The sequence below is a fragment of the Pseudoxanthomonas helianthi genome (assembly GCF_017939625.1).
Classification (GTDB): domain Bacteria; phylum Pseudomonadota; class Gammaproteobacteria; order Xanthomonadales; family Xanthomonadaceae; genus Pseudoxanthomonas_A; species Pseudoxanthomonas_A helianthi.
Genome location: NZ_JAGKTC010000001.1, coordinates 909105 through 920639, shown reverse-complemented (window position 1 = coordinate 920639; position 11535 = coordinate 909105). Strand labels below are relative to the sequence as shown.

The following is an 11535-nucleotide window of genomic DNA, read 5'->3' as shown; positions in this document are numbered from 1 at the left end:
AAAGTGTTGTTCCGGAGGAGCCCGTGCCCGCAGACATCGCCCACCACACCGCGCTGGATGCACGCATGGTCAAGGCCGTTCGCGGCATCCGCCTGCTCAGCCTGGCCAGCTGGCCGGCTTCGGCACAGGCGCCGTTCCTGGAAAGCGTTGCGCGCGGGCAGCCGCAGCTGCCGCAGATCGAATATCCGAAGCTCGATTTCGCCGATGCGCGCCGCGAGCTGGATGCGATAACGGCCGAGGCCGATCCCGCCCATCCGCTCGGTGTATACCTGCGCGAATCGGCGCAGAGCTGGAACCTGGCCGCGCAACTGCTGGAAGCGCTGGGCACGCCGGCGGTGACGGCGCGGTCGGTGGAATTGTTCGGCCAACCCGATGCGCCGCTACCCGGCCACGGGCCCAGCACCCGCGAAGCGGCACGGCATTTCATCCAGATCGCCGGCGAACTGGACCACGAACTGCTCGCCCCGGAAGAGCAGGTGCCGATATCGGCGATCGCCCTGCGATTGCAGCTGCAGGGCGACCTGGACGAATTCTTCCGCGGCCGGGTCATCGCGGTCGAGCTGGATCCGGAACTGATCGCCAAGGCCGCCGCCGGCGCCAATCGCATCCGCTTGCGCAGTGCCGCCGCCTTCAGCGACTACGACCGCCGCCAGCTGTTCTTCCACGAGGCGCTGGTGCATTCGCTGACCGCGCTCAACGGCCGCGAGCAGGTCGCCCTTCCCAGCCTGTCGCTGTCGTCGCCGCGCATCACCGAGACCCAGGAAGGCCTGGCCACCTTCGCCGAGCAGATCACCGGCAGCATCGACATCGAGCGGATGAAGCGGATCAGCCTGCGCATCGAGGCGATCGCGCGCGCGCTGGACGGCGCCGATTTCATCGAGATATTCCGCTACTTCCGCGAGGCCGGGCAGAACGAAGCGGAAAGCTTCGCCTCGGCGCAGCGGGTGTTCCGCGGCGTACCGACCGGCGGCGGCGCGGCGTTCACCAAGGACACGGTGTACCTGCGCGGCCTGGTCAACGTGCACACCTTCTTCCGCCAGTCGCTGCAGCAGGACCGGCTGCGCCTGTGCCGCTGGCTGTTCGCCGGCAAGATGACCCTGGGCGACGTGCGCGCGTTCGCGCCGTTGTTCGAATCCGGGGTGCTGGCCGCGCCGCGCTGGCTGCCGGATTGGGTCGAGCGCGCCAACGGGCTGGCCGGGGTGCTGGCGTTCTCGCTATTCGCCAACCGCATCCGCATGGACCAGTTGGCCGAACCGCCACCGTAGGGACGGTTCTTGTGGGAGCGGCCTTGGCCGCGAATGCTTTCTTTCGCTGGAAAGCGAAGGCATTCGCGGCCAAGGCCACTCCCACGGGGCGCTCATCATTTACATTGGGCGCGCGTTTTCGTCACTGGAGCCCGCGATGCACCCGGCAGAACCCGCCCCGATCGCAACGAAACCGCCGCTGTACCGGCACCTGTATTTCCAGGTGCTGGTGGCGATCGTGCTGGGCGCGTTGCTCGGCCATTTCCAGCCGGCGCTCGGCGAATCGCTGAAGCCGCTCGGCGACGCCTTCATCAAGCTGGTGAAGATGATCATCGGCCCGGTGATCTTCCTGACCATCGTCACCGGCATCGCCGGCATGACCCACCTGCGCGCGGTCGGGCGGGTGTTCGTCAAGGCGATGGCGTACTTCCTGTTCTTCTCCACGCTGGCGCTGGTGGTCGGCCTGCTGGTCGCGCACCTGGTGCAGCCGGGCGCGGGCATGCACGTGAACGTCGCCGACCTGGACCAGGGCGCGGTGAACGAATACGTCAGCAAGTCGCACGAGTTGACCCTGGTCGGTTTCGCCCTGGACATCATCCCAAATTCGCTGGTCGGGGCCTTCACCGGCGACCAGATCGTCAACGGCAAGCTGGTCGGGCCGAACATCCTGCAGGTGCTGTTCGTCGCGGTGCTGTTCGGCATCGCGCTGGCGTTGACCGGCGAACGCGGCCGTCCGGTCGCCGATTTCCTCAACGCGCTGGTCGCACCGGTGTTCCGGCTGGTGCATATCCTGATGATGGCCGCGCCGATCGGCGCGTTCGGCGCGATCGCCTTCACCATCGGCAAGTACGGACTGGGCGTGCTGTCCAACCTGGCCTGGCTGGTCGGTTCGTTCTACCTGACCTCGTTGCTGTTCGTGCTGGTGGTGCTGGGCGCGGTGGCGCGGCTGTGCGGGTTCTCGGTGCTGAAGCTGATCCGCTACCTGAAGGCCGAACTGCTGCTGGTGCTGGGCACGTCCTCGTCGGAATCGGCGCTGCCCTCGCTGATGGAGAAAATGGAGAAGGCCGGCTGCGCCAAGCCGGTGGTCGGCCTGGTGGTGCCGACCGGGTATTCGTTCAACCTCGACGGCACCAACATCTACATGACCCTGGCGGCGCTGTTCATCGCCCAGGCCACCGACACGCAGCTGACGCTCGGCCACCAGATCGCGCTGCTGCTGGTGGCGATGCTCAGCTCGAAAGGCGCCGCCGGCGTCACCGGCGCCGGCTTCATCACCCTGGCGGCGACGCTGGCGGTGGTGCCGGAAGTGCCGGTCGCGGGCATGGCATTGATCCTCGGCGTCGACCGTTTCATGAGCGAATGCCGTTCGCTGACCAACTTCATCGGCAACGCGGTGGCGACCGTGGTCGTCGCCCGCTGGGAAGGCGCACTGGATCGCGATGCGCTCGACGATGCGCTGGATGGGCCGTCGGATTCCGTCGCCTCGCCGCCGGATCCCTCGGCGGGACCGGGCGATCCGACCCGGCTGACCAGCGATTGAACGCGACGGGCATTGCCGTCGTCCGCTGAGCGCGTGTTCCCGACGAATTGCGCAAAACCGCCGCGACCGCAGTGCAAACTGCCGAAAACGCGGCGGTTTTCCCTTGCACTGCAGCGACGGCCATGGGGCGAACCCGCTAGAATCAGGCCTCGCCACGGAAGCCCTCGCGATGTCCCACGAAGAAGACAAGAACGCCGAACTGAAACAAGCCGCGCTGGAATACCACCGCATTTCCCCGCCGGGCAAGATCCGCATCGCACCGACCAAGCCGATGCTGACCCAGCGCGACCTGGCCCTGGCCTATTCGCCGGGCGTGGCCTACGCCTGCGAGGCGATCGTCGAGGATCCCAACGCCGCCAGCGAAATGACCGCACGCGGCAACCTGGTCGCGGTGGTGTCCAACGGCACCGCGGTGCTCGGCCTGGGCGACATCGGCCCGCTGGCCGGCAAGCCGGTGATGGAAGGCAAGGGCGTGCTGTTCCAGAAGTTCGCCGGCATCGACGTGTTCGACATCGAGCTGGACGAGAAGGACCCGGACAAGCTGGTCGAGATCATCGCGGCGATGGAGCCGACCTTCGGCGGCATCAACCTCGAGGACATCAAGGCGCCGGAATGCTTCATCGTCGAGCGCAAGCTGCGCCAGCGGATGAACATCCCGGTGTTCCACGACGACCAGCACGGCACCGCGATCATCGTCGGCGCGGCGGTGCTCAACGCGCTGGAAGTGGCGGGCAAGAAGATCGAGAACGTGAAGCTGGCCACCAGCGGCGCCGGCGCGGCCGGCATCGCCTGCCTGGACATGCTGGTGGCGCTGGGCCTGAAGCCGGAGAACATCCTAGCGGTGGACCGCGACGGCGTGCTGTACACCGGCCGCGGCCACATGGATCCGGACAAGCAGCGCTACGCGCGCGACACCGACAAGCGCACCCTGGCCGACATCGTCGCCGGTGCCGACGTGTTCCTGGGCCTGTCCGCGGCCGGCGTGCTGAAGCCGGAAATGGTCGCGACCATGGCCGACAAGCCGATCATCCTGGCCCTGGCCAACCCGACTCCGGAAATCATGCCGGAGCAGGCCAAGGCCGTGCGCCCGGACTGCATCATCGCTACCGGCCGTTCGGACTATCCGAACCAGGTCAACAACGCGGTGTGCTTCCCCTACATTTTCCGCGGCGCGCTGGACGTCGGCGCCACGGTGATCAACGAGGCGATGAAGCTGGCCTGCGTGCGCGCGATCGCCGCGCTGGCCAAGCGCGAGGCCTCGGACCTCGGCGCCGCCTACGGCGACGACGCGCCGTGCTTCGGCCCCGAATACATCATCCCGCGCCCGCTGGATCCGCGTTTGCTGGTCGAGCTGGCCCCGGCGGTGGCGCAGGCGGCGATGGACTCCGGCGTCGCGCTGCGCCCGATGGCCGACATGCCGGCGTACCGCGAGAAGCTGGGTCAGTTCGTCTATCGCACCAGCCTGATGATGAAGCCGGTGTACGACCGCGCGCGTGCCGACCGCCAGCGCGTGGTGTACGCCGAAGGCGAGGAAGAAGTGGTGCTGCGCGGCGTGCAGACGGTGATCGACGAAGGCCTCGCCTTCCCGATCCTGATCGGTCGCCCCGACGTGATCCAGGCGCGCATCGACCGCCTGGGCCTGCGCATGCGCGCCGGCGTGGATTTCGAACTGACCAACCAGGACGACGATCCGCGCTTCAACGAATACTGGCAGCACTACCACCAGCTGACCGCGCGCCGCGGCGTGACTCCGGCGGCGGCGAAGAACCTGATGCGCTCGCGGCCGACCCTGATCGCCTCGGTGATGGTCGCGCGCGGCGAAGCCGATGCGCTGGTCAGCGGCGTGGTCGGCCGCTTCCACAAGAAGCTCGGCTACGTGCGCAGCGTGATCCCGCTGGACCGCGGCGTGGAATCGACCTCGGCGATGACCGGGGTGATCAACAACCAGGGCGCGTGGTTCTTCGTCGACACCCACGTGCAGGACGACCCGACCGCCGAGCAGATCGCCGAGGCCACGCTGCAGGCGGCGTACCGGCTGAAGCTGTTCGGCATCGAGCCGCGCATCGCGCTGCTGTCGCACTCCAACTTCGGCAGCCACGACACGCCGGGCGCGCGCAAGATGCGCCAGGTGCGCGAACTGCTGCTCAAGCGCAAGCCCGAGCTCAACGTCGACGGCGAGATGCAGGGCGATACCGCGTGGGACGAGGCGCTGCGGCACAAGTTCCTGCCCGACAGCACGCTGAAGGGCCGGGCCAACCTGTTCGTGCTGCCGAACATCGACGCGGCCAACATCACCTACAACATGGTGCGGGTGATGACCGACGGCGTGGCCATCGGCCCGATCCTGATGGGTATTTCCAAGCCGGTGCACATCCTGACCAGCAGCGCCACCCCGCGCCGCATCGTCAACATGACCGCGATCGCCGCGGTCGATGCGCAGATCCGCAAGGCGCGCGAGGCCGAAGGCAAGTCCTGAGCCCGCGCGTCTCGGTCAATCCTCGTCGTCGCCCTGCAGCACCTTGCGCTGCATGGCGTCGAGGTAGGCGTCGGCTTCGGCCACCGAGGCGAAGATCTCGTTCAGCGGCACCGCCTTGACCACGTCGAAGACCTTCTGGATCTGCGCCTGCGGGTTGACCACCAGCACCTTGCCGCCACGCGCGGCCAGCGCCTTGCGCGCCTTGAAGATGGAGCGGATGCCGGCGCTGCTGATGTAGTCGAGTTCGGCCAGGTCCAGCACCAGCGACTTCACGCCGCCGGCCAGCAGCGGCGCGAGCTTCTCGTCCAGCGCCTGGTAGGTGTGGGTATCCAGGCGCCCGGCCAGCGCCACGCGCCGGGTCTGGTCGGCCGAAGGCAGGATGCGGATGTCCAGGCTCATGTCGCTTGCTCCGTCGGGATTTTCAATTTGATCCGCAGCAGGTTGCTGTCGTCGATGCGTTGGTAATGCAGCTCCTCGGCGAGCTGCCTGATCAGGTGCAGGCCCAGCCCGCCGATGTCGCGGTCCATGATGTCGGCGTCGAGGTCGGGCTCGGGCGCGTCCAGCGGATCGAACGGCGCGCCGTCGTCGCGGAACTCCAGGTTCAGCAGGCCGTCGGCGATGGTCAGCCTGACCGACAGCTCGGCCTGCGCGTCGGCGCCGCCGTGGGTGATCGCGTTGCTGGCCAGTTCCTCGACGATCAGCCGCACGTCGCCGCGCAGGCCGGGGTCGATGCGGTGGCGCGTCAGCACCGCCTCCAGCGAAGCGTTGAGGTCTTCGACGCGTTCTTCCTCGCCGGGCACGATCAAACGGATCAGCATTGCGCCACCTCCCTGGGTAATTCGGCGTTGTCCGCGGCGCGGTCCACGCGGACCGCCAGCACGGTGATGTCGTCCGATTGCGGTGCGCCATCGGCGAAGGCATGCACGGCGGCCACCAGCCGCTCGCAGTTCTCGCGCGCAATATAGTCGGCGCGCACCGCGGCCGACAGGCGATCCTCGCCGAAAGCCCGATCGCCGGCATCGAAAGCCTCGGTGATGCCATCGGTCCACGCGAGCAGGCTGTCGCCCGGCCGCAGGTGGCCGCGCCACGAAGGAAAGTCGCGATGGGCCTCGATGCCCAGCGGCGGGCCGCTGCCGCAGTCGGGCCGTTCGATGCTGCCGTCGGCCCGCAGCAGCAGCGGTGCGTCGTGGCCCGCGCTGGCCAGCAGGCAGTCGCCGCTGCGCAAATCGATGCGCCCGACCAGCGTGGTCACGAACATGCAGGCGTCGTTGCCCTCGGCGAGGTCGCGCGAGGAAATCGCCAGCACTTCGCCGGGCGTGGTCGCGCTGTGCGAGGCGGTGGTCAGGATGGCGTCGCTGCGCGCCATGAACAGCGCGGCCGGCAGGCCCTTGTCGGACACGTCGCCGATGATGAACCAGAACACGCCATCGCTTTCGTGATAGCTGTAGAAGTCGCCGCCCACGGCCCGCGCCGGCTCGAGCAGGCCGTGCGCGTCCAGCGCCAGGCCGCCGACGCTTGCGAAGCGTTGCGGAGGCGGGACCATCGACTGCTGGATGTCGTGGGCCATCGACAGTTCGCTTTCGCGCTTCTGCTCGGCCGCGCCCAGCTCGCGGATCTCCACCAGCTGGCGCTGGATCGAAGTGCGCGCGCCGTCCAGCGTGCGCGCGAGGTGGCCGACTTCGTCGGTGCGTTCGCGGTACGGCACCGGCCAGTCGTATTCGCCGTTGCCGAGGTGGATGGCCGAACCGGCCAGGTCTTCGACCGGCCGGCTGATCCGCCCGGCCAGCCGGCGCACCGCCATCGAGCCCAGCAGCGCCGCCAGCAGGCCGAACGCCACCACCAGCAGCAGCACCTGGTTGAGCCGCTCCAGGATCCGCGAATACGACTCCGACAGCACCAGGCTGTGGCCCGACAGGCCGATCGGTTCGACCGCGGTGAACCAGCGCATGCCGGTGCGCGGATCGGCGTGCAGGTAGGCGATCGACCGACGCTGCCGCACCGCCATGGCGACCTCGGCCAGGTCGCTGCGATGGCGCTGCGCGATGTAATCGTCCAGGGTGTAATGCAAGGCCACGCCCGCTTCGGGATGGATCGCGATCAGGCCGTCGGGCGCGACGACCGATATCTGGAAACCGGGCTGGTCCAGGTGCGCGCCGACCCGCTCGCGCATGCCTTCCAGCAGCACGTCCATGCTGACCATGCCGCGCGCGTCGCCTGCGTCGTCGCGGATCGGCAGGTTGTACGTGGTGGTCCAGACACCGCCGGCGGCCTCGTTGAAATACGGCTCCGACCACCAGCCTTGCGGCGAAGCCAGCGTGCGCCGGTACCAGGGCTTGGACGCGTAGTCGTAGCCGCTGGCGACGAAGTCGTTTTCGCTGCCGTCGGCGGTGACGCGGCGGGCGAATCCCACGGCGCCCGTGCGTGTCGGCTGCAGCGCCAGCATCGCGCCGGTCGCCCCGGGCGTGGCCTTCACCATCGAGCCCAGCATCGAGACCATCTGTTCCGGCGACAGGTCGGCGCGGACCACGGTGCCGGCCATGCCGGCGCAGCTGACCGTGACCATGCGCAGGGTGTCGTCGACGCGGCGCGCGGCTTCCCGCGCCTCGTTGCGGATGTCGTTGGTGGCGTCGCGCAGGACCAGTTGGCGCGCAACCAGGCTCGAAGCCGCCACGACCAGCACCAGCAGCGCCAGCACCACCATGCCGGTCCACAATGCGATGCGGGTGCGCAGGCTGTCGCGCCAGCCCACCGCCCGAACGGGGGATGGGCGAGCGTGTTTTCGCGTGGCGGGCGCCGTCTCTGGCGGCATGCGTCTCCCCGTGGGTCCCCTTCCGCATCATAGGCACGCCCTGCCGTCCCTGAAGCTGACATCCGTAGCAAATGCTGCAGCGCGTGGTACGCCCATACCCGAAAGTAGGGGCTCGACGCGACTGCTGCCGGGGTTAAACTTCCAAGTCTGGAAAAAAGCCTGAAACGAACGTAGCGCGCGCATGGGAGTGGTTATGAATTGGTTGAACGATTTGCTGCAGAACGATCCCGATCCGGTCGAGACCCGCGAATGGGTCGAATCGATCAAGGCGGTGATCGACGCGGATGGCCCGCAACGCGCGCACCAGTTGCTGGAGGGCATGGTCGAGGTCACCCGTCGCGCAGGAGCGTTCCTGCCGTTCTCGCCGACCACCGAATACGTCAACACCATCCCGACGCACCTCGAGGCCAAGTCGCCCGGCGACGCCGTGCTGGAATGGAAGCTGCGCTCGATCATCCGCTGGAACGCGATGGCGACCGTGGTCCGCACCAACCGCAAGCCCGGCGACCTCGGCGGCCACATCGCCTCGTTCGCCTCGGCGGCGACCCTGTACGACGTCGGCTTCAACCATTTCTGGCGCGCGCCCAGCGAGAACCACCCGGGCGACCTGCTGTACATCCAGGGCCACAGTTCGCCGGGCATCTACGCGCGCGCCTTCCTCGAAGGCCGCATCAGCGAATCGCAGCTGGACAACTTCCGCATGGAGGTCGACGGGCGCGGCATCTCCTCGTACCCGCACCCGTGGCTGATGCCGGATTTCTGGCAGACCCCGACCGTGTCGATGGGCCTGGGCCCGCTCAGCGCGATCTACCAGGCGCAGTTCATGAAGTACCTGGAGCACCGCGGCCTGATCGAGAAATCCGACCGCAAGGTCTGGTGCTTCATCGGCGACGGCGAGAGCGACGAGCCGGAAACCCTCGGCGCGATCGCGCTGGCCGGCCGCGAAGGCCTGGACAACCTGATCTTCGTGGTCAACTGCAACCTGCAGCGCCTCGACGGCCCGGTGCGCGGCAACGGCAAGATCATCCAGGAACTGGAAGGCGTGTTCCGCGGCGGCGGCTGGAACGTGATCAAGCTGCTGTGGGGCAGCTACTGGGATCCGCTCCTGGCCCGCGACACCGACGGCGTGCTGAAGAAGCTGATGATGGAAACCGTCGACGGCGAATACCAGAACTGCAAGGCCTTCGGCGGTGCGTACACGCGCGCCAACTTCTTCGGCAAATACCCGGAGACGGCGGCGATGGTCGCCAACCTGTCCGACGACGACATCTGGCGCCTCAACCGCGGCGGCCACGATCCGCACAAGGTCTACGCGGCCTACCACGCGGCGGTGAACACCCAGGGCATGCCGACGGTGATCCTGGCCAAGACGGTGAAGGGTTACGGCATGGGTTCGTCCGGCGAATCGCTGAACCCGACCCACCAGACCAAGAAGCTCGACGACGACGCGGTGCGCAGCTTCCGCGACCGCTTCAACATCCCGGTCAGCGACAAGCAGCTGGAAGAAGCCGAGCAGATCCCGTTCTACCACCCGGGCGAAGACTCGCCGGAAATCCAGTACCTGAAGGAGCGTCGCGCCGCGCTCGGCGGCTACCTGCCGCAGCGCCGCCGCAAGGCCAGCAAGTCGTTCGTCGTGCCGGGCCTGGACAAGTACGAGCGCCTGCTGAAGGACAGCGGCGACCGCAGCTACAGCACCACGATGGCCTTCGTGCAGGGCCTGAACATCGCCCTGCGCGACAAGGAAGTCGGTCCGCGCCTGGTGCCGATCGTCGCCGACGAGGCGCGCACCTTCGGCATGGAAGGCATGTTCCGCCAGATCGGCATCTATGCGCCGTTCGGGCAGAAGTACAAGCCGGTCGATGCCGACCAGCTGATGTACTACCGCGAGGACCAGAGCGGCCAGGTGCTGCAGCAGGGCATCAGCGAGCCGGGCGCGATGGCGTCCTGGCTGGCCGCGGGCACCAGCTATTCGGTCAGCGACGTGCCGATGCTGCCGTTCTACATCTACTACTCGATGTTCGGCTTCCAGCGCGTCGGCGACATCGCCTGGCAGGCCGCGGACATGCGCACGCGCGGCTTCCTGCTCGGCGGCACTGCCGGCCGCACTACGCTCAACGGCGAAGGCCTGCAGCACGAGGACGGTTTCAGCCAGGTCATCGCCGGCAGCATCCCGAACGTGCGCAGCTACGACCCGACCTTCGGCTACGAAGTGACGGTGGTGCTGCAGCACGGCATGAAGGCGATGCTGGAAGACCAGGTCGACGAGTACTACTACCTGACCCTGATGAACGAGAACTACACCCATCCGGAAATGCCGGCGGGTGCGGAGGCCGGCATCATCAAGGGCATGTACCTGTTGAAGGACGCGGGCAAGCCGAAGAAGGGCGAGTTGCGCGTGCAGCTGCTGGGCAGCGGCACCATCCTGCGCGAGGCGATCGCCGCGGCCGAGTTGCTGGACAAGGATTTCGGCGTCAGCGCCGACATCTGGTCGTGCCCCAGCTTCAACGAACTGCGCCGCGACGGTTTCGACGTGGAGCGCTGGAACCGCCTGCATCCGGAGGACAAGCCGCGCAAGGCCTACGTCACCGAGCTGCTGGAAGGCCGCCAGGGCCCGGTCGTCGCCGCCACCGACTACGTGCGCGCCTTCGCCGACCAGATCCGCGCATTCGTCCCGGCGTCGTACACGGTACTGGGCACCGACGGCTTCGGCCGCAGCGACACCCGCGCCAACCTGCGCCGCTTCTTCGAAGTGGACCGCTACTACATCGCCCACGCCGCCGTCGCCGCGCTGGCGAAGGAAGGCAAGCTGACCGGCAAGGACGTGGCCAGGGCGATCAAGCAGTACAAGATCGATCCGGAGAAGGCGAATCCGGTTGGGGTTTGATTCTTCTCTATAAGATGAAACGAAAAAGCGGCCAGGAGGCCGCTTTTTCATTCGGGACTTTCGTTGCTCCTATACGATGCTGTCGCTACACGATAAGTGCAGTGGAGTGAGATCTTCCGCTGCATCAAGCACTCGTCCGGATCGGGCGACATACCAAGCATGCATTCGCCTGTCCCAGCTTCGCAGCTGAACAAACTGGTCCCACGATAACCGATAAAGTTTTTGAAGCTCATATCGATTGCTCAACAGCACGATCAGCATGTATTCGAACATTGGATGACAATTCTCTTCCGGGTCCGGATAAATTGTTCCGGTCTTTCTGGCACGCTGAAGCGTTTTGATCGAATAGCGTTCGCCGCGTCTTGACAATGCATCAATGTTCTTTGTCCCGCGCGGCGCTGGAACGAGAACTGGCAGATCCGGTCGTTTAGCGAAATACTCAATGGCAAGCCTCTCACCGATGTCGCCAACGGCGCTAGAAAGCCCCCTGCTTGCGAGCTCCTTCTCTATCTCGGCCCGAAGATCGAGAAGCTCTTGAACTCCAAGCTCACGAAGGTCTTTCATTTAGACAGCTGACTAGAT

8 protein-coding genes are annotated in these 11535 nt (G+C 66.9%); 4 read left to right on the top strand and 4 right to left on the bottom strand.

What is annotated here, in order from left to right; translation table 11 throughout:
• Positions 1-65 precede the first annotated feature (65 nt).
• The 3 genes from J5837_RS04140 (at position 66) to J5837_RS04130 (ending at position 5260) form a co-directional block, all read left to right on the top strand.
• Positions 66-1265 (top strand): flavohemoglobin expression-modulating QEGLA motif protein, encoded by a 1200-nt coding sequence (locus J5837_RS04140; protein ID WP_210536133.1) that lies wholly within the window; start codon positions 66-68, stop codon positions 1263-1265.
• Between the two features lie 136 nt (positions 1266-1401).
• Complete coding sequence (locus J5837_RS04135) at positions 1402-2784, top strand: dicarboxylate/amino acid:cation symporter (RefSeq protein ID WP_210535441.1); 1383 nt, start codon at positions 1402-1404, stop codon at positions 2782-2784.
• 169 nt (positions 2785-2953) lie between these two features.
• On the top strand, positions 2954-5260 hold the full coding sequence (locus J5837_RS04130) for an NADP-dependent malic enzyme (protein WP_210535440.1): 2307 nt from the start codon (positions 2954-2956) through the stop codon (positions 5258-5260).
• Positions 5261-5275: 15 nt separating this feature from the next.
• Here the strand turns inward: J5837_RS04130 and J5837_RS04125 are convergent, their stop codons facing one another.
• From J5837_RS04125 to J5837_RS16535, 3 genes are read right to left on the bottom strand one after another with little or no spacing between them, the layout of a single operon-like run.
• Positions 5276-5659 carry an STAS domain-containing protein gene (locus tag J5837_RS04125; protein ID WP_210535439.1) on the bottom strand — a complete coding sequence of 128 codons (384 nt, stop codon included), beginning with the start codon at positions 5657-5659 and terminating at the stop codon, positions 5276-5278.
• Positions 5656-6078 carry an ATP-binding protein gene (locus J5837_RS04120; RefSeq protein WP_210535438.1) on the bottom strand — a complete coding sequence of 141 codons (423 nt, stop codon included), beginning with the start codon at positions 6076-6078 and terminating at the stop codon, positions 5656-5658. The genes J5837_RS04125 and J5837_RS04120 overlap by 4 nt, the downstream gene beginning before the upstream one ends.
• Entirely contained in the window at positions 6072-8009 is a 1938-nt protein-coding gene (locus tag J5837_RS16535; protein ID WP_210535437.1) for a SpoIIE family protein phosphatase, read from the bottom strand. Before J5837_RS16535 ends, J5837_RS04120 begins: the two co-directional genes overlap by 7 nt.
• A 253-nt stretch (positions 8010-8262) precedes the next feature.
• Here J5837_RS16535 and aceE point away from each other — a divergent pair, with 253 nt between their 5' ends.
• Complete coding sequence (aceE, locus tag J5837_RS04110; RefSeq protein WP_210535436.1) at positions 8263-10953, top strand: pyruvate dehydrogenase (acetyl-transferring), homodimeric type; 2691 nt, start codon at positions 8263-8265, stop codon at positions 10951-10953.
• 69 nt (positions 10954-11022) lie between these two features.
• Here the strand turns inward: aceE and J5837_RS04105 are convergent, their stop codons facing one another.
• Positions 11023-11517: a hypothetical protein gene (locus tag J5837_RS04105; RefSeq protein WP_210535435.1), complete on the bottom strand. Its 495-nt coding sequence runs from the start codon at positions 11515-11517 to the stop codon at positions 11023-11025.
• Positions 11518-11535 lie beyond the last annotated feature (18 nt).

Bases quoted from the DNA above. Each gene is read 5' to 3' on its own strand.
- J5837_RS04130 (WP_210535440.1), top strand. From the start codon at position 2,954: ATGTCCCACGAAGAAGACAAGAACGCCGAACTGAAACAAGCCGCGCTG.
- J5837_RS04120 (WP_210535438.1), bottom strand. From the start codon at position 6,078: ATGCTGATCCGTTTGATCGTGCCCGGCGAGGAAGAACGCGTCGAAGAC.
- J5837_RS04105 (WP_210535435.1), bottom strand. From the start codon at position 11,517: ATGAAAGACCTTCGTGAGCTTGGAGTTCAAGAGCTTCTCGATCTTCGG.
- aceE (WP_210535436.1), top strand. From the start codon at position 8,263: ATGAATTGGTTGAACGATTTGCTGCAGAACGATCCCGATCCGGTCGAG.
- J5837_RS04125 (WP_210535439.1), bottom strand. From the start codon at position 5,659: ATGAGCCTGGACATCCGCATCCTGCCTTCGGCCGACCAGACCCGGCGC.
- J5837_RS04135 (WP_210535441.1), top strand. From the start codon at position 1,402: ATGCACCCGGCAGAACCCGCCCCGATCGCAACGAAACCGCCGCTGTAC.
- J5837_RS04140 (WP_210536133.1), top strand. From the start codon at position 66: ATGGTCAAGGCCGTTCGCGGCATCCGCCTGCTCAGCCTGGCCAGCTGG.